Below are 17115 nucleotides of genomic sequence, written 5' to 3' on the forward strand. Positions count from 1 at the left end.
AGCACAGGCCCGATTCGACGAAAACTCCAGGAAAGGTAAAGACGAGTGCATCAACAATCAGGAAAAGCCCCGACGCGCCCGGCGCCGAGGCTGCAGGGCGTTACTTGGCCACGCCCCAGATGCCGCTCAGGCTTTGCAGCAGAGAACCGCCGACGCCCTGCTGGCCCAGGTACTGCAGGATCAACGGGGCAAACTGGCCGATCATGCCGCTGTCCATGCCCAGGGCACCAAAGGCGTTGTTCAAGTCATTGGTGTCCTTGACGTTGCCCAGGGCGCTGTCCAGGCCGGCGGTTTTACCGGAAGACTGACCGAGCAGGCCGCCCAAGGCGCCCAAACTGCCCAGGGCGTTGCTGCCCGAGAGCTGGTCCAGGCCCGGTACGCTTTTGCTCAGTTGTGAATAGTCCGAACTGCTCAGTTGATTCTTCGCCAGGCCGAGCATGGCGCCGGTGCCGCCGACGGCTTGCTCAGGGGTGACATTGAGTTGCGACAGGGTGCCCAGCAGACCGGCGGTCTGGGAGGTCGGTGCGGCAGCAGCGGCCTTGTCGCCGCCCTGCATGCCGGCAATGGCATTGGCCGCATCGTTCAGGCTGAAACCGCCGGCCAAAGCCGAACCGGCTGCCAGGGTCATCAGGGTAGCCAGGGCGAAACCGCGTGGAATATTCATCGAAACAACCTCATGGGGCGAGAAACCACCCGGATTCGGGCAGCGGGAAAACAGTGTTTTGACTGAGGCCGACGGCGAATGTTCCGACACCCACCCTGCCGTCCGGCGGCTGCATCCAGGCCCGCTGCTGCTACGTATATCGTTCACAAGCGCCTATCCCAGCCCCGGCACGAGGCAACAGGACGTGAATGGAACAACCGCCCCCCCTGGACTAATCTTTGGCTGCGTCAGTCGGCGTCTGTCGTTGCCCCTTGCCCCAGTTCCTGCCAGGAGAACCGCTATCTCGACCCTCGACACCGATCAGCTGCGGCACCTGCTGGCCCAGTGTTCACTGGGCGATCGCCGGGCCTTCGAAACCCTCTATCGCAGTGTTGCGCCACGCCTGCACGGCGTCGCCCTGCGCTTCATGGGCCGCCGCGATCTGGCCGAAGAGGTGCTGCAGGAAAGCTTCGTGCGCATCTGGAACAACGCCGTGCGCTACCAGCCGCACCTGTCCGCGCCCCTGACCTGGATGATCAACATCACCCGCAACCAGGCCATCGACCAGTTGCGCAAACACCGCGAACGGCCGTTGGGCGAGTTCGAAGAACAACAGCTGGAGGATCAAGGCCCTTCAGCCCACGAACAACTGGACAGCGCGCGCCAAGCCCAGGCCCTGAACCGCTGTCTGGAAAACCTCGACGGCATGCAACGCCAATCCATCACCGTGGCCTACTTCCAGGGCCTGTCCTGCTCGGAGCTGGCCGAACACTTGGCGGCGCCCCTGGGCTCGGTGAAATCCTGGATTCGCCGGGGCATGGAACGCCTGCGCCGGTGCCTTGAAGCATGAACTATCAAACCCCTGAACGACGCCGCGCCCTGGCCGCCGACTACGCCATCGGCCTGATGCAGGGCGCCGCACGCCGGCGCTTTGAAATGCTCTTGCTGGATGACACCGCCCTGCGTGAAGAACTGGCGCAGTGGCAGGAAAGCCTGGCCCCTTTGACCGACGCCTTGCCTGAAGAGGTGGTGCCGGAGCGGGTCTGGGAGGGTATCCAGGCACGCATCGAACCCCAGGTCCTGCATGTACCGAAGAAAAATCCACTGTGGATGCGCCTGCGCCTGGCGATTGCCGCCTGCGCAGTCGTGGCGACCCTGTACATCGGCTTTATCCAGCAAAGCGATCAGGTGCGCTACAGCGCCACCCTGCTCAGCGCCGACCAGCAACCGGCGCTGCGGATCAAGGCCCACGCCCAGTACCTGCAAGTCGAACCCCTGACCCTGGCGGCTGTTGGCCTGGACCGCAGCCTGGAACTCTGGGCGATTCCTGCCGACGGCAAACCGATTTCCCTCGGCGTGGTGCCGGTGGGGGGCAAAGGCAAGATCAACCTGAGCCCGGCCCAGCGCGAGCTGCTGGGCACCCCGATCGCCCTGGCGGTGAGCCTCGAACCCCACGGCGGCTCGCCTACCGGGCAACCCACCGGGCCGGTGCTGTACCAGGGACAACTTACAGTGCTGTAACCGGCACCCGCTGGCGTAGGAGCGGGCTTGCCCGCGAACGCCCTCAAGGTAAACTCCGCGCCCAGGCCCCACCCACGCCTTTGCAGACAGCCCCCCTGCCTGCCATGGAAGACCCCGCGCCACCTGGCGCCATCAACCGAACGGACTCTTATGAGAGCTGCGCTATACAGCTGCATCCTGCTGGCCCTGGCAACGGCCCTGTTCCTCTGGCGAATCAGCACCCCGGTCGATAGCAGCCAATGCACCGACGCGGCCCCGGGCCCCCTGACCGGCTTCATCCGCCAGCACTTCAGCGATCGCCAGGGAGCCGACTGGCGCGACGACGGCAGTGCCTTGGGCATTCTTGGCGTTGCCGAGGCCCAGGCGTTCGCCCGCCAACCCGAGCGTTACTACTGCGAAGCCCTGAACCTGCTGCAGGACCCAGAGCGAACCCAGACAGAAAAGGTGCACACCACGGCCCTGATGCTGTCCCTGCCCCTCGACTACTACCTGGACCTCATGGACCGCAGCCACCAGCTGTACCAGCGCGGCGCCATGGACCGCCCCGTCCTGACCCTGGTGCTGATACCAAGAGGCACGGCGCTGAACTACTGGTGGCTGCCCCAGTGGCGCTCGCGCTTCCAGCGGGATGCGCCAGGCATCCTGGCCGAGACCGACATAAAGGAAATCCTGAGTGGCGAACACTGGTTCGACTACCCGGGCAGAGGCTATTGACTCACCATCCGCAACCGTTACCGAGCACTCGCCGAACAACCGACAATTCCTGCAAGACATCAACCGATGGCTGCGACCTGATGGATGTGCTGGGACGGCGCTTGTGCGCCACACTGATCGCCTGATTGAAAGTGCCTCCCCCCAGAAGAAAAAACGCCGCGTTCTCGGCAAGAGAACGCGGCGTTTTAAGTGACTGACAGGCTTCAACCCAAAGGCTGACGGTCCTCAGGCAGCGCTGAACAGCTTGTGCGGGTCGATGACGAATTTCTTCGGCACGCCGGCGTCGAACTCGCCATAGCCGCGCGGGGCGTCGTCGAGGCTGATGACTTCAACCCCCACCACGTCGGCAATGTTGATGCGGTCCCACATGATGGCCTGCATCAGTTGGCGGTTGTATTTCATCACCGGGGTCTGGCCAGTGTGGAAGCTGTGGGACTTGGCCCAGCCCAGACCGAAGCGGATGCTCAGGCTGCCCATCTTCGCTGCAGCGTCCACGGCTCCCGGGTCTTCGGTGACGTACAGGCCGGGAATGCCGATCTTGCCCGCCACCCGCACCACGCCCATCAGCGAGTTGAGCACGGTGGCCGGGGCTTCGTGCTGGGCACCGGCATGGCCGTGACCACGGGCTTCGAAGCCCACGGCGTCCACTGCGCAGTCGACTTCCGGCTCACCGAGCAAATCGGCGATCTGTTCGTGCAGCGGGGTGTCCTTGGACAGGTCGGCAATTTCAAAACCCTGGGCCTTGGCGTGGGCCAGGCGCACCGGGTTGACGTCGCCGACAATCACCACCGCCGCCCCCAGCAAGCGCGCAGAAGCGGCGGCCGCCAGACCGACCGGACCGGCACCGGCCACATAAACGGTGCTGCCCGGGCCAACGCCAGCGGTGACGGCGCCGTGATAACCGGTGGGCAGGATGTCGGAGAGGCAAGTCAGGTCGCGGATCTTCTCCATGGCCTTGTCGCGATTCGGCAGTTTCAGCAAGTTGAAGTCGGCGTAAGGCACCAGCACGTACTCGGCCTGGCCACCGGTCCAGTCGCCCATGTCGACGTAACCGTAGGCACCACCGGCGCGGGCCGGGTTGACGGTCAGGCAGACCCCGGTGTGTTGCTCCTTGCAGGAACGGCAGCGCCCGCACGCCACGTTGAACGGCACCGAAACCAGATCGCCGATCTTCAGGTTCTCGACGTCACTGCCCTTCTCGATGACTTCGCCGGTGATTTCGTGGCCCAGGACCAGGCCGACCTGGGCGGTGGTACGGCCACGGACCATGTGTTGGTCCGAACCGCAGATGTTGGTGGAGACCACGCGCAGGATGACGCCGTGCTCAATCTTCCTGCCACGCGGGTCCTGCATTTTTGGATAGTCGATTTTCCGTACTTCGACCTTGCCGCTGCCGAGATACACGACACCACGATTACCAGACATGCTTTCACCTCGCTGTTGTTGTTATGGAACCGCGTTACCCACAGGGGAAACACGTGGATTGCTCGGGTACAGATGCTGTTTCGTTTTCAAAATCGCTTTCACGCGAACAGGCGCAACGCCTGTAGGAGCGAGCTTGCTCGCGAAGGGCTGCGCAGCAGCCCCAAGAATCATCAGAGCACCACCGTGCGGTTGCCGTTCAAGAACACCCGCCGTTCGATGTGATAACCCACCGCCCGGGCCAGGGTCAGGCCTTCGATGTCCCGGCCCTTGGCAATCAGGTCTTCGGGGTAGTAACTGTGGTCCACCACTTCCACGCCCTGGGCGATGATCGGGCCTTCGTCCAGGTCGTTGTTGATGTAGTGCGCGGTGGCGCCCACCAGTTTCACGCCCTTGTTGTAGGCCTGGTGATAAGGCTTGGCGCCCTTGAAACCCGGCAGCAGGGAGTGGTGGATATTGATCGCCTTGCCATCGAGCTTGCGGCACAGCTCCGGCGACAGCACCTGCATGTAGCGGGCAAGAATCACCAGTTCGGCACCGGAGTCCTCGATCACCTGCCACACCTGACGCTCCTGGGACGGCTTGTCGTTGGGGTCGAGGGGGAAGTGGTGGTAGGGAATCTGGTGCCAGTCGGCCAGGGGTTTGAGGTCCGGGTGGTTGGACACCACCGCCACCACGTCCATGGGCAACTGGCCGATGCGCTGGCGATAGAGCAAGTCGTTGAGGCAGTGGTCGGCCTTGGAGACCATGATCACCACCTTCGGCCGGTAGTGTGGCGCGGTCAGTTCGAAGTTCATCTCGAAGGCCTTGGCTCGCTGCGCCAGGCCATCGCGAAAGCCCTGTTCGTCGAGGCCGTCGGGCTGGCGAAATTCCACGCGAATGAAGAAACGGCCCGAGAGCCGGTCATCGAAGGAATGGTGCTCGGTGACGTAGCAGCCCTGCTCGAACAGAAAGCGGGTCACCGCGTCCACCGTGCCGAGCACGCTGGGGCAATCGGCGGTGAGAATCCATGTATCAGGGGCTCGGCTCATGGGGAGTAACTCCTGTTCGTTGGGGCAACCGCAGCGCGGTCGATTCTCTGTAGGAGCGAGCTTGCTCGCGAAAAATCCAAGGGCGCTGTGGTCTTCCGGGAAATCCATCCTTCGCGAGTTCGCGAGCCAGCTCGCTCCTACCAGGCCAAGCGGGGTTCAGGCCTGCACGCTAAGGCCATATTCGGCCGCGGCATCCTGCAGCCACATCCACCAGTAATCGGAGAAGCTGCGGCGTACCAGCAGTTCCCAGGTGTCTTCGCCTGTACGGCGAATCACCAGCTGCGACTTGGCGAACACCGTGCCCACCGCCTTGCCCACCGGAAAGTTGTTCGGGTGCACGTCGTAGCTGGTGGACTTCATCAGCACCTGACGCACGTTGGGGCCGGACAGTTCGAGGATCTGCTGGCCACCGCTGACGTTGACGATCTGGATATGCAGGTCGCCCAGGGCTGCGCGCAGGTTCTGCTCGGCGGCGAATTCTTCGCCGCTGGGCACGATCAGCAACCACTCATCCGGGCCCAGCCATTGCAGGCTGCTGTCGCCGTTGACCACCACGCTCAGGGCGCCCGGCAATTCGATACCCAGGGCCTTGTGCACGCCGGCAGCGAAGGCCGGATCGTGGCCGTCGCCACGGATCGTCAGGTGGCCGAGGAGTTTTTTCTCGCGCAGGATCACTCCGGCGTTCTTGCGGCCCTTGCCCACCAGGCTCGGCAGGTCGGCGTGGTGCAAGGACGACTCGGCCTTGGCCCCGCTGGTAGGGCGCTGTTGGTAAACGTTGACTGCGGTCATAGAGCACCTGTCCTGAATTCTGTTGATAACGCCAGCCCTGTGGGGGCGGCTGTCGGCGAAGAGGCGCTTGGGCCTTGTGCCGGCCCTGAGGCCGCCTTCGCCGGCAAGCCGGCTCCTACGTGAACCGTGTTGTGCCTTAGATGTTCTGACGATCGCCTTTGGGGTCGAAGAACACCGAGGAAACGATTTCCGCCTCGATCACCCGGCCATCGGCCAGGGGCGCGAAGACCCGCTCGCCCAAGCGCTTGAGGCCGCCCTTGACCACGCCCAGGGCGAAGGAATAACCCAGGGAGTTGTGGGCGTAGCTGGAGGTCACGTGACCGACCATGCTCATGGGAATCGCCTGCTTGGGGTTGAACACCAGTTGCGCGCCTTCCGGCAGCCACTGGGTCGGGTCGATCGGCTTGAGCCCCACCAGTTGCTTGCGTTGCTCACGCACGCAGTCTTCACGGTTCATCCCGCGCCAGCCGATCCACGAGAACGGCTTGGTCCGGCCCACGCACCAGCCCATGTTCAGGTCGTCCGGGGTCATGGAACCGTCGGTGTCCTGGCCAACGATGATGAAACCCTTCTCGGCCCGCAGCACGTGCATGGTCTCGGTGCCATAGGGGGTCAGGTTGTACTTCTTGCCGGCCTCGACGATCTGCTCCAGCACGCCCATGGCGTAGTCGGCCTGGACGTTGACCTCGTAGGACAGCTCGCCGGTGAAGGAGATGCGGAACACCCGCGCCGGCACGCCGCCCACCAGGCCTTCCTTCCAGGTCATGAACGGGAAGCCGTCCTTGTCCAGGTCGATGTCGGTGACTTCGCTCAACAGCTTGCGGCTGTTGGGGCCCGACAGGGTCATGGTGGCCCAGTGGTCGGTGACCGAGGTGAAGTACACCTTGAGGTCCGGCCATTCGGTCTGCTGGTAGATCTCCAGCCACTGCAGCACGCGAGCCGCGCCGCCGGTGGTGGTGGTCATCAAGAAGTGGTTGTCGGCCAGACAGGCAGTGACGCCGTCGTCGAAGACCATGCCGTCTTCCTTGCACATCAGGCCGTAGCGGGCCTTGCCCACGTCGAGCTTGGTCCAGGCGTTGGTGTAGATGCGGTTGAGGAATTCACGGGCGTCCGGGCCCTGGATGTCGATCTTGCCCAGGGTCGAGGCGTCCAGCAGGCCAACGCTGTCACGCACGGCCAGGCATTCACGCTTGACCGCGGCGTGCAGGTCTTCGCCGTTTTTCGGGAAGTACCAAGGGCGCTTCCACTGGCCGACGTCTTCGAACTCGGCGCCGTTCTTCACGTGCCAGGCATGCAGCGCGGTGAAACGCACCGGCTCGAAGATGTGCCCACAGTGACGACCGGCCACGGCGCCGAAGGTCACCGGGGTGTAGTTCGGACGGAACATGGTGGTGCCCATCTGCGGGATGCTGACGTTCAGCGAGCGGGCAGCAATGGCCAGGCCGTTGACGTTGCCCAGCTTGCCCTGATCGGTACCGAAGCCCAGGGCGGTGTAGCGCTTGACGTGTTCCACCGACTCGAAGCCCTCGCGGGTCGCCAGTTCGATGGCGGCGGCGGTGACGTCGTTCTGCAGGTCGACGAATTGCTTCGGCGCCCGGGCAGTGCCTTTTTCATGGGGCACCTGGAACAGCGCCAGGGTCGGTTCTTCAAGGCGGGCCAGGGCTTTGGGCAGCACGCCCTCCACGCTCTGGAAGCCAGCTTCGCTGGCGGCGCGTACACCGCCCTCGAAACCATCGGCCAGGGTGTCGCCGAGGCTGTAGACGCCGTTGATGCCACCGACGCACACGCGTTTCTGCGGCGCTTCACCGGGCACAAAACCGAGGATGTCTTCACGCCACACCGGCTTGCCGCCCAGGTGCGAAGCCAGGTGCACCACCGGGCTGTAGCCGCCGGAGCTGGCGATCAGGTCGCAATCGAGCCATTCGCCAGGGCTGGTGACCTTGTGCGCCTTGACGTCGATGGCCGCTATGCGCGCGCCGGTCACGTGTTTGCTGCCACGGGCTTCGATCACCGCACTGGAAGTGAGGATGCGGATGCCCTTGGCCCGGGCTTCTTCCACCAGAGCGCCGCGGGGGTTGTGCCGCGCATCGGCGATGGCCACCACTTGCAGGCTGGCGTCGAGCCAGTCCAGGGCCACGCGGTAGGCATGGTCGTTGTTGGTGGACAGCACCAGCTTCTTGCCCGGGGCCACGCCGTAGCGGCGCACGTAGGTGGACACGGCACCGGCCAGCATGTTGCCCGGCACATCGTTGTTGCCGTAGACCAGCGGCCGCTCGTGGGCGCCGGTGGCCAGCACCACACGCTTGGCGCGAACCCGGTGGATACGCTGGCGCACCTGGCCGATCGGCGCACGGTCGCCGAGGTGATCGGTGAGACGCTCGTGAATGGTCAGGAAGTTATGGTCGTGGTAGCCGTTGACCGTGGCCCGTGGCAGCAACAACACATCCGGCAGCGACTTGAGTTCGGCGACCACGCTGGCCACCCACTCCACCGCCGGCTTGCCGTCCAGGCTTTCGCGACTGTCCAGCAGGGTGCCGCCGAACTCTTCCTGCTCGTCGGCCAGGATCACCCGGGCGCCACTGCGGGCAGCGGCCAGGGCTGCCGCGAGACCGGCGGGGCCGCCACCGACAATCAGCACGTCGCAGTGCTGGTTCATGTTGTCGTAGGTGTCCGCATCGTTCTCGGTGGGCGAACGGCCCAGGCCCGCGGCCTTGCGGATGTACTTCTCGTAGGTCATCCAGAACGATTGCGGGTACATGAAGGTTTTGTAGTAGAAGCCCGGTGGCATCAGCTTGCCGCCGACCTTGCCGAGAATCCCCATCATGTCGTTGTTGACGCTGGGCCAGCCGTTGGTGCTGGTGGCCACCAGGCCCTGGTACAGCGCCTGTTGGGTAGCGCGCACGTTGGGGATCTGGGTGGCTTCGGTGGCGCCGATCTGCAGCACCGCGTTGGGCTCTTCACAGCCCGCGGCGAAGATGCCCCGGGGCCGGGAATACTTGAAGCTGCGACCGATGATGTCCACACCGTTGGCCAGCAGGGCCGAGGCCAGGGTGTCGCCCTCGAAGCCTTTGTAGGTCTGACCGTTGAAGGTGAAGGTGAGGACTTTGTTGCGGTCGATGCGTCCGCCGTTGGACAGGCGATTGGTCTGGCTCATACCTTCTCTCCAGCAGCCTTGGCGGTGAACTGCGGTTTGGTGCCAATCTTGTAGGTTTCAAGAATTTCGTAGGTGACGGTGTCGCGGGTGGCGTTGAAGTACTGGCGGCACCCGGCGGCGTGAATCCACAACTCGTGGTGCAGGCCGCGGGGGTTGTCGCGGAAGAACATGTAGTCGCCCCACTCCTCGTCGGTGCAGGCGTTGGGGTCCAGGGGCCGTGGAATGTGCGCCTGGCCGGACGAGTGGAATTCCTCTTCGGAGCGCAGTTCGCCGCAGTGAGGACAGAAGATATGCAACATAGGTATTTGTCCTTTTAGTGGGCGACCGCAGCAGCGCCGTGTTCGTCGATCAGCGCACCGTTGTGGAAACGGTCGATGGAGAAAGGAGCGGCCAGAGGATGCATCTCGCCCTTGGCCAGACTGGCGGCAAACACGTTGCCCGAGCCCGGGGTGGCCTTGAAGCCACCAGTGCCCCAACCGCAGTTGAAGAACATGTTCGGCACCGGCGTCTTGGAGATGATCGGGCAGGCGTCCGGGCTGGTGTCGACGATGCCGCCCCACTGCCGGTTCATGCGCACTCGGGAGAGAACCGGGAACATCTCGACGATGGCCTGGATGGTGTGCTCGATCACCGGGTAGGAGCCGCGCTGGCCGTAGCCGACCCAGCCGTCGATACCGGCACCGATCACCAGATCGCCCTTGTCCGACTGACTGATATAGCCGTGCACCGCGTTGGACATGATCACGCTGTCGATGATCGGTTTGATCGGCTCCGACACCAGCGCTTGCAGCGGGTGGGATTCGATCGGCAAACGGAAGCCCGCGAGCTTGGCCATGTGCCCGGAGTTACCGGCCGTGACCACTCCGACGCGCTTGGCGCCGATAAAGCCCTTGTTGGTCTCGACGCCGATGCACACGCCGTTTTCCTTGCGAAAGCCAATGACTTCAGTCTGCTGGATCAGGTCCACGCCCAGGGCGTCGGCGGCCCGGGCGAAACCCCAGGCCACGGCATCGTGACGGGCCACGCCGCCACGGCGCTGGACCGTGGCGCCAAGCACCGGGTAGCGGGTGTTCTTCGAGCAGTCCAGGTAAGGGATCTCGTCCGCCACCTGCTGGGTGTTGAGCAGCTCGCCGTCGATGCCGTTGAGGCGGTTGGCGCTCACCCGACGCTCGGAATCACGGATGTCCTGCAGCGTGTGGCACAGGTTGTAGACCCCGCGCTGGGAGAACATCACGTTGTAGTTGAGGTCCTGGGACAGGCCTTCCCACAATTTCATGGCGTGCTCGTAAAGCTGCGCCGACTCGTCCCACAGGTAGTTGGAACGCACGATGGTGGTGTTGCGCGCGGTGTTGCCGCCGCCCAGCCAGCCTTTTTCCACCACCGCGACGTTGGTGATGCCGTGTTCCTTGGCCAGGTAGTAGGCGGTCGCCAGGCCGTGCCCGCCACCGCCGACTATGACCACGTCATAGACTTTCTTCGGGGTCGGCGTGCGCCACATGCGCTGCCAGTTTTCATGGTGGCTGAGAGAGTGCTTGAAGAGGCCGAAGCCCGAATAGCGTTGCATAGTCATTGCTCCAGTTGCGGCTCTCAGCGGTAAACCGGGAAATCAGCGCACAGGGTCGCCACCTGGCGAGCGACATTGGCCTCGACGTCGGCATCGCCGAGGTGGTCGAGGATGTCGCAGATCCAGCCAGCCAGTTCAATGCACTGGGTGACCTTGAATCCGCGGGTGGTGACCGCCGGGGTGCCGATGCGCAGGCCGGACGTCACAAACGGCGACTGCGGGTCGTTGGGCACGGCGTTCTTGTTCACGGTGATGTGGGCACGGCCCAGGGCGGCATCAGCATCTTTGCCGGTCAGGCCCTGACGAATCAGGCTGACCAGGAACAGGTGGTTGTCGGTGCCGCCGGACACTACATCGTAGCCACGTTTGATAAATACGCCGGCCATGGCCTGGGCGTTGTCGATCACTTGCTGCTGATAGGCCTTGAAGCCCGGCTCCGACGCTTCCTTGAAGCACACCGCCTTGGCGGCGATCACGTGCATCAACGGACCGCCCTGGGCACCCGGGAACACCGCAGCGTTGAGTTTCTTCTCGATCTCTTCGTTGGCCTTGGCCAGGATCAGGCCGCCACGGGGACCGCGCAGGGTCTTGTGGGTGGTGGTGGTGACCACATCGGCATAGGGCAGCGGGTTGGGATACAGACCAGCGGCGACCAACCCGGCGACGTGGGCCATGTCGACGAACAGCAGTGCCCCGACCTTGTCGGCGATCTGCCGGAAGCGCGGGAAATCCAGGGTCTTGGAGTAGGCCGAGAAGCCGGCGACGATCATCTTCGGCTTGTGTTCAACGGCCAGGCGCTCGACCTCGTCGTAGTCGATCAGCCCGGTGCGGGTATCGATACCGTACTGCACGGCGTTGTACAGCTTGCCCGAGGACGACACCTTGGCGCCGTGGGTCAGGTGGCCGCCATGGGCCAGGCTCATACCGAGGATGGTGTCGCCGGCCTGCAGCAGGGCCAGGTACACCTCGCTGTTGGCCGAAGAACCGGAATGCGGCTGGACGTTGGCGTAGTCGGCACCGAACAGCTGCTTGGCACGCTCGATGGCCAGGGCCTCGACCTTGTCCACATGCTCGCAGCCACCGTAGTAGCGCTTGCCCGGATAGCCTTCGGCGTACTTGTTGGTCAGCCCGCTGCCTTGCGCCTGCATCACCCGCTTGCTGGTGTAGTTCTCCGACGCGATCAGCTCGATGTGATCTTCCTGGCGTTGTTCCTCGGCATTGATCGCCGCCAGCAGTGCATCGTCGTAACCCTGGATCTGGTCTTGCTTGCTGAACATCACGTCTCTCCCAGCGGCGGCGGTGCGCCTTTCGTCTCGGTGAGGCCAGCCTTAAAGCTGTGCCCTTTGGATGCGATGGTATGACCGGCAAGGGGAACTCAAATGCCTATGGACGCCACACAAAGGTGCGTTTACGACATGCCCTGGCGCCCACGGACAAATGCCTGCCCGCGCCACCCGCCAACGGCTCTGGATCGGGCCTGTCCCTCCCCCGCCCCGCCACGCCCCTCCCCCGCAAGAGCTGGCTTGCCAGCGAACAGCCCGCCAAGCCAGGCACAAATCCGACGGACGCCTTCGCCGGCAAGCCGGGTCCTACAAAAACGGCGCACACCTCTCCGTAGGAGCTGGCTTGCCAGCGAACAGGCCCTCAAGCCAGACACAAATCCGACGGACGCCTTCGCCGGCAAGCCGGCTCCTACAAGGAGGCGCGCAGGGCCAGCAGAAGAAGAAAATGCAGGGGATACAGCCCATACGCCCAACGCCGCATCGCCGGCGCCGGGCAACCGCGCAAGACCCGCAGCAGCATCAGCCCCAACAATGGCGCCAACAGACAAGCGGCGATACCGCAGGTCGCCACCCAATTGCCCAGGCGCGCCGCCGGGAACAAGGTTTCCCATTGGTTGGCCGCCAGACACAAGGCCCCCGGCAACAGGCTGAAATACCAGGACCGACGCAGCACCAGCACCAGGGCCAACGGCAGCAACACCCCGAACGCACCAAACATCAGCCAGCGGGAAAACCCCAGCGCCAACAGCAGGGCCGCCAAGCCAAGCGCCAACGCCAGCCCCCTGGGCCGCTGCCAGCCCCGGGCCACCAGCAGCCCCAGGGCCAGGGTCGGCAATACATTCAAGGTGTCGGGATCAGGAACGAACAGGCGATAGGGAATCTCACTGAGCCCGCTGAACAGCAGCAACCAGCCCAGGTAGCGCCATTGCCCGGACGGGCGCCCTTCGCGCTCGCCCAGGCGCATCAGATTCACCGCCATTGCCAGGCAGAACCAGGGAAATGCCAGGCGCCCAGGCACATACAGCCAGTCCAGGCTCAGGCCTACATAACGCAGGTGATCGAGAACCATGCTCAGCAGCGCCAGCCACTTCAGCGCATCCAGCGCCCCATCGCGCCGGCCGTTGTCGGTTTTCAGCATCGCTTCACGCATAAATCCTTATGGGCCATGCATTATTCCGGCATAAACAGAGCGTGTGCTGGGCCATTATTCTTGGGTAAAGTGCGCACCATCATCGACCACGGAGCCGGCCATGACCGACAAGAGCCAACAATTCGCCAGCGACAACTACTCCGGCATCTGCCCTGAAGCCTGGGCCGCCATGGAGCAGGCCAACCACGGCCACGAGCGCGCTTACGGCGACGATCAGTGGACCGCTCGCGCCTCGGATCATTTCCGCAGATTGTTCGAAACCGACTGCGAAGTGTTCTTCGCCTTCAACGGCACCGCCGCCAACTCCCTGGCCCTGTCGTCGCTGTGCCAGAGTTACCACAGCGTGATCTGCTCGGAAACCGCCCACGTCGAAACCGACGAATGCGGTGCACCGGAGTTCTTCTCCAACGGTTCCAAGCTGCTGATCGCCGGCACCCAGAACGGCAAGCTGACCCCGGAATCGATCCGCGAGATCGCCCTCAAGCGCCAGGACATCCACTACCCCAAGCCGCGAGTGGTGACCCTGACCCAGGCCACTGAAGTAGGCAGCGTCTACACCCCGGAAGAAGTCCGTGCCATCAGCGCCACCTGCAAGGAACTGGGGCTGAACCTGCACATGGACGGCGCACGCTTCTCCAACGCCTGTGCCTTCCTCGGCTGCACCCCGGCGGATCTGACCTGGAAGGCCGGGGTGGACGTGCTGTGCTTTGGCGGCACGAAAAACGGCATGGCCGTGGGTGAAGCGATCCTGTTCTTCAACCACAAGCTGGCGGAAGACTTCGACTACCGCTGCAAGCAGGCCGGCCAACTGGCCTCGAAAATGCGCTTTCTCTCAGCGCCCTGGGTCGGCCTGCTGGAACACGACGCCTGGCTCAAGCACGCCCGCCACGCCAACCACTGCGCGCAACTGCTCGCCAAGCTGGTGGAGGACATTCCCGGTGTTGAGCTGATGTTCCCGGTGCAGGCCAACGGCGTGTTCCTGCAGCTCTCGGAACCGGCGATTGCCGCGCTGACCGCCAAGGGCTGGCGCTTCTACACCTTCATCGGCAAGGGCGGCGCGCGCTTCATGTGCTCCTGGGACACCGAAGAAGAGCGCGTGCGCGAACTGGCAGCCGACATCCGCACCGTGATGAGCGCCTGACCCACAAGCCAGGCGTCGATCCCGCCGACGCCTTCGCCGGCAAGCCGGCTCCTACAAGGGCCCGCGCCCTCTCCACTCCCGTAGGAGCTGGCTTGCCAGCAAAGAGGCCCGCAACCCGGGTGCCGATCCCGCCGACGCCTTCGCCGGCAGCCGGCTCCTACAAGGGCCCGCGCCCTCTCCGCTCCCGTAGGAGCTGGCTTGCCAGCGAAGAGGCCCGCAACCCGGGTGCCGATCTCGCCGACGCCTTTGCCAGCAAGTCCCCCTCATCAGTTCACAAATTCCTGAACTGATTATTTGCCGCCACTGATTCAACAACCGCTGCGTTTGTCCGAGACTCCGGGGTCGACCTATAAAAACAAGGCTGTAGCCCATGACGACCTCTTCTTGCGTCACCGAGAAAGCCCATCCTCCGGGCCTTGCCATCGAAACCCGTTCCATCGACTACGTGCCGCGCCATGAACGCCACGGCAAGGTCTGGCATCAAGGGCCCTTCTGGTTCACCGGCAACTTCGTACTCACCACCATGGTCACCGGCTTCACCGGCGCGGCCCTGGGCCTGAGTCTGCACTACGCCATCCTGGCAATCGTCATCGGCGTGTGCCTGGGCACCTTCTGCATGGCCTTCCACGCCAACCAGGGCCCGCGCATGGGCCTGCCGCAGATGATCCAATCCCGCGCCCAGTTCGGCCTGCGGGGCGCCATCGTGCCATTCACTGCGGTGGTGTTCGTCTACATCGGCTTCAACGTGTTCAACGTGATCCTCGCCACCGACGCCATCAATACAGTGATCCCCGGCGCCCGGGCGCCCTGGTACACCCTGATGATCGCCCTGGCGGTGCTGATCGCGGTGGTTGGCCATGACCTGCTGCACACCGTGCAACGCTGGCTGACCTACGTGATGATCAGCGTATTCGCGGTGCTCACCGTCAGCGCTCTGCTGACCCTGCAGGCCGACTCGGCCCTGGCCGACCCGCACTTTTCCTGGTCGGCATTCCTGATCCAACTGTCGGCCGCCGCCGGTTACCAGATCAGCTATTCGGTGTACGTGTCCGACTATTCGCGCTACCTGCCGCACCAGACGCCATCGCGCCAGGTGATCTTCTGGACCTACCTAGGCGCCGCCGGCTCGGCCCTGTGGCTGATGTCTCTGGGGGCCTTCCTGGCCTCGGCCCTGCCCTCCCCCGATGCCATCGCCAGCGTGCGCGAAGTGGGCAACCGCCTGATTCCCGGCTTCGGTACTTTCACGGTACTGATCGCGGTGCCGGCACTGGTGGGCATCATGGCGGTCAACTGCTACGGCGCCATGCTCACTGGTATCAGCGCCGTCGACGGCTTCAAGTCGATCAAGCCCAACCTCAAGAGCCGGGTGACCGGCATCCTGCTGGTGGCGGTGGTGATCTTCCTGATCGCCATGAACATTCCCGAAAGCTACCTGGGCAGCTTCAACACCTTTGTCCTGCTGATGCTGTATTTCCTGGTGCCCTGGACCGCGGTCAACCTCGCGGACTTCTACCTGGTGCGCAAAGGCCGCTACGCCATCAGCCACATCTTCAATCCCGCCGGAATCTATGGCCGCTGGTCCAGCGCCGGGTTGCTGGCCTACTTCCTCGGCCTGCTGGCGATGGTGCCGTTCATGTCCCTGAGCTTCTACCAGGGCCCGCTGTCCCAGGCCCTGGGCGGCGCCGACATCGCCTTCGTGATTGGCCTGGCGGTGGCCGGGCTGGTCTACTGGGCCCTGACCCGCAACCTGGACCTGGAAGCGGAACGCCTGGCCATCCAGGCCAGCGAACAGCAACTGGAAGGAGGCGCGCAATGATCCCCCAGACATCCCTGAAAGTGGCCTGCCAGCAGCTGGCACCACGGATCGGCGACCTGGACTACAACCGCACCCTCAGCGCCGAGGCCATCCGCCAGGCCGCCGCCCGCGGCGCCCAGGTGGTGGTGCTGCCGGAACTGGTGCAAAGCGGCTACGTGTTCAGCGGTCTGGCCGAAGCCCTGGCGCTGTCCGAACGCCTCGACGGACCGACCCTCAGCCTGTGGAAAAGTCTCGCCCAAGAGCTGCAGGTGGTGATTGTTGGCGGCTTCTGCGAGCGCCTGGACGATGATCGGGTGGCCAACAGCGCCGCCCTGATCGAGCCGGAAGGAACGCTGACGGTGTACCGCAAGGCCCACCTGTGGGATCAGGAGAACCTGATCTTCACCCCGGGTGACGAGCCGCCGCCGGTGGTGGCCACGCGCTTCGGGCCGATTGCCATGATGATCTGCTACGACCTGGAGTTCCCCGAGTGGGTGCGCCTGCCCGCCCTGGCCGGGGCGGCGCTGCTGTGCGCGCCGGTGAACTGGCCGGACGGCCCGCGCCCGGTGAGCGAACGGCCGGCGGAGATGGTTCGGGTACAGGCCAATGCGGCGGTCAATCGGATGTTCGTTGCCGCTTGCGATCGCTGTGGCGAGGAGCGCGGAGTGAACTGGGTGGGCGGCTCGACCATAGTCGATGCCGATGGCTATCCGTTGGCGGGCAAGGATCGGGAGAGCCGGGAGCAACTGCTGCTGGCGGATCTGGACCTGGCCCAGGCCTGGCACAAGTCCATCAGTGAACATAACCACGTGCACCTGGATCGGCGTCCGGCGTTGTATCAGTAACCGGGTTGCCCTTGTTCGCTGGCAAGCCAGCTCCTACAGGAAACGGGTGTAGGAGCCGGCTTG

At 64.2% G+C, this 17115-nt stretch carries 15 protein-coding genes; 6 read left to right on the forward strand and 9 right to left on the reverse strand.

Annotated features, from left to right (window positions below; all coding sequences use genetic code 11):
- Positions 1 to 100: 100 nt before the first annotated feature.
- Complete coding sequence (locus FW796_RS10520; protein ID WP_123726552.1) at positions 101 to 664, reverse strand: DUF2780 domain-containing protein; 564 nt, start codon at positions 662 to 664, stop codon at positions 101 to 103.
- Between the two features lie 184 nt (positions 665 to 848).
- On the opposite strand from FW796_RS10520, the gene FW796_RS10525 reads away from it, so the two are divergent.
- From FW796_RS10525 to FW796_RS10535, 3 genes are all read left to right on the forward strand, one after another.
- Complete coding sequence (locus tag FW796_RS10525) at positions 849 to 1493, forward strand: sigma-70 family RNA polymerase sigma factor (RefSeq protein ID WP_446439338.1); 645 nt, start codon at positions 849 to 851, stop codon at positions 1491 to 1493.
- Positions 1490 to 2164, forward strand: coding sequence for an anti-sigma factor (locus tag FW796_RS10530; protein ID WP_446439339.1), 675 nt, complete (start codon positions 1490 to 1492; stop codon positions 2162 to 2164). The genes FW796_RS10525 and FW796_RS10530 overlap by 4 nt, the downstream gene beginning before the upstream one ends.
- Before the next feature lie 150 nt (positions 2165 to 2314).
- Complete coding sequence (locus FW796_RS10535; protein ID WP_446439340.1) at positions 2315 to 2878, forward strand: hypothetical protein; 564 nt, start codon at positions 2315 to 2317, stop codon at positions 2876 to 2878.
- Positions 2879 to 3103: 225 nt separating this feature from the next.
- Here the strand turns inward: FW796_RS10535 and fdhA are convergent, their stop codons facing one another.
- From fdhA to FW796_RS10575, 8 genes are all read right to left on the reverse strand, one after another.
- The gene (gene fdhA, locus FW796_RS10540; RefSeq protein WP_015637296.1) at positions 3104 to 4303 is read right to left on the reverse strand and encodes a formaldehyde dehydrogenase, glutathione-independent; all 1200 of its coding nucleotides are present in this window, start codon (positions 4301 to 4303) and stop codon (positions 3104 to 3106) included.
- A gap of 170 nt (positions 4304 to 4473) precedes the next feature.
- Positions 4474 to 5331 carry a formyltetrahydrofolate deformylase gene (purU, locus tag FW796_RS10545; RefSeq protein ID WP_041752650.1) on the reverse strand — a complete coding sequence of 286 codons (858 nt, stop codon included), beginning with the start codon at positions 5329 to 5331 and terminating at the stop codon, positions 4474 to 4476.
- 156 nt (positions 5332 to 5487) lie between these two features.
- Complete coding sequence (locus FW796_RS10550) at positions 5488 to 6120, reverse strand: sarcosine oxidase subunit gamma (protein WP_446439341.1); 633 nt, start codon at positions 6118 to 6120, stop codon at positions 5488 to 5490.
- A 136-nt stretch (positions 6121 to 6256) separates the two neighbouring features.
- Positions 6257 to 9274 (reverse strand): sarcosine oxidase subunit alpha, encoded by a 3018-nt coding sequence (locus tag FW796_RS10555; protein ID WP_346633152.1) that lies wholly within the window; start codon positions 9272 to 9274, stop codon positions 6257 to 6259.
- Complete coding sequence (locus FW796_RS10560; protein WP_011063902.1) at positions 9271 to 9573, reverse strand: sarcosine oxidase subunit delta; 303 nt, start codon at positions 9571 to 9573, stop codon at positions 9271 to 9273. The genes FW796_RS10555 and FW796_RS10560 overlap by 4 nt, the downstream gene beginning before the upstream one ends.
- Positions 9574 to 9587: 14 nt before the next feature.
- Positions 9588 to 10838: a sarcosine oxidase subunit beta family protein gene (locus tag FW796_RS10565; protein WP_011063903.1), complete on the reverse strand. Its 1251-nt coding sequence runs from the start codon at positions 10836 to 10838 to the stop codon at positions 9588 to 9590.
- A 23-nt stretch (positions 10839 to 10861) separates the two neighbouring features.
- On the reverse strand, positions 10862 to 12115 hold the full coding sequence (locus tag FW796_RS10570; RefSeq protein ID WP_346633153.1) for a serine hydroxymethyltransferase: 1254 nt from the start codon (positions 12113 to 12115) through the stop codon (positions 10862 to 10864).
- Between the two features lie 415 nt (positions 12116 to 12530).
- Positions 12531 to 13271: a TraX family protein gene (locus tag FW796_RS10575; protein WP_446439342.1), complete on the reverse strand. Its 741-nt coding sequence runs from the start codon at positions 13269 to 13271 to the stop codon at positions 12531 to 12533.
- 100 nt (positions 13272 to 13371) lie between these two features.
- On the opposite strand from FW796_RS10575, the gene FW796_RS10580 reads away from it, so the two are divergent.
- The 3 genes from FW796_RS10580 (at position 13372) to FW796_RS10590 (ending at position 17052) form a co-directional block, all read left to right on the forward strand.
- The gene (locus FW796_RS10580) at positions 13372 to 14412 is read left to right on the forward strand and encodes a threonine aldolase family protein (RefSeq protein WP_346633155.1); all 1041 of its coding nucleotides are present in this window, start codon (positions 13372 to 13374) and stop codon (positions 14410 to 14412) included.
- A 370-nt stretch (positions 14413 to 14782) separates the two neighbouring features.
- On the forward strand, positions 14783 to 16228 hold the full coding sequence (locus tag FW796_RS10585; protein WP_446439343.1) for a purine-cytosine permease family protein: 1446 nt from the start codon (positions 14783 to 14785) through the stop codon (positions 16226 to 16228).
- Entirely contained in the window at positions 16225 to 17052 is an 828-nt protein-coding gene (locus FW796_RS10590) for a nitrilase-related carbon-nitrogen hydrolase (RefSeq protein WP_346633157.1), read from the forward strand. The genes FW796_RS10585 and FW796_RS10590 overlap by 4 nt, the downstream gene beginning before the upstream one ends.
- Positions 17053 to 17115: the final 63 nt, after the last annotated feature.

Source organism: Pseudomonas sp. 910_21 (genome assembly GCF_052850735.1).

Bases quoted from the DNA above. Each gene is read 5' to 3' on its own strand.
- fdhA (WP_015637296.1), bottom strand. From the start codon at position 4,303: ATGTCTGGTAATCGTGGTGTCGTGTATCTCGGCAGCGGCAAGGTCGAA.
- purU (WP_041752650.1), bottom strand. From the start codon at position 5,331: ATGAGCCGAGCCCCTGATACATGGATTCTCACCGCCGATTGCCCCAGC.
- FW796_RS10560 (WP_011063902.1), bottom strand. From the start codon at position 9,573: ATGTTGCATATCTTCTGTCCTCACTGCGGCGAACTGCGCTCCGAAGAG.
- FW796_RS10590 (WP_346633157.1), top strand. From the start codon at position 16,225: ATGATCCCCCAGACATCCCTGAAAGTGGCCTGCCAGCAGCTGGCACCA.
- FW796_RS10530 (WP_446439339.1), top strand. From the start codon at position 1,490: ATGAACTATCAAACCCCTGAACGACGCCGCGCCCTGGCCGCCGACTAC.
- FW796_RS10580 (WP_346633155.1), top strand. From the start codon at position 13,372: ATGACCGACAAGAGCCAACAATTCGCCAGCGACAACTACTCCGGCATC.
- FW796_RS10535 (WP_446439340.1), top strand. From the start codon at position 2,315: ATGAGAGCTGCGCTATACAGCTGCATCCTGCTGGCCCTGGCAACGGCC.
- FW796_RS10570 (WP_346633153.1), bottom strand. From the start codon at position 12,115: ATGTTCAGCAAGCAAGACCAGATCCAGGGTTACGACGATGCACTGCTG.
- FW796_RS10550 (WP_446439341.1), bottom strand. From the start codon at position 6,120: ATGACCGCAGTCAACGTTTACCAACAGCGCCCTACCAGCGGGGCCAAG.
- FW796_RS10520 (WP_123726552.1), bottom strand. From the start codon at position 664: ATGAATATTCCACGCGGTTTCGCCCTGGCTACCCTGATGACCCTGGCA.
- FW796_RS10565 (WP_011063903.1), bottom strand. From the start codon at position 10,838: ATGCAACGCTATTCGGGCTTCGGCCTCTTCAAGCACTCTCTCAGCCAC.
- FW796_RS10585 (WP_446439343.1), top strand. From the start codon at position 14,783: ATGACGACCTCTTCTTGCGTCACCGAGAAAGCCCATCCTCCGGGCCTT.
- FW796_RS10555 (WP_346633152.1), bottom strand. From the start codon at position 9,274: ATGAGCCAGACCAATCGCCTGTCCAACGGCGGACGCATCGACCGCAAC.
- FW796_RS10575 (WP_446439342.1), bottom strand. From the start codon at position 13,271: ATGCGTGAAGCGATGCTGAAAACCGACAACGGCCGGCGCGATGGGGCG.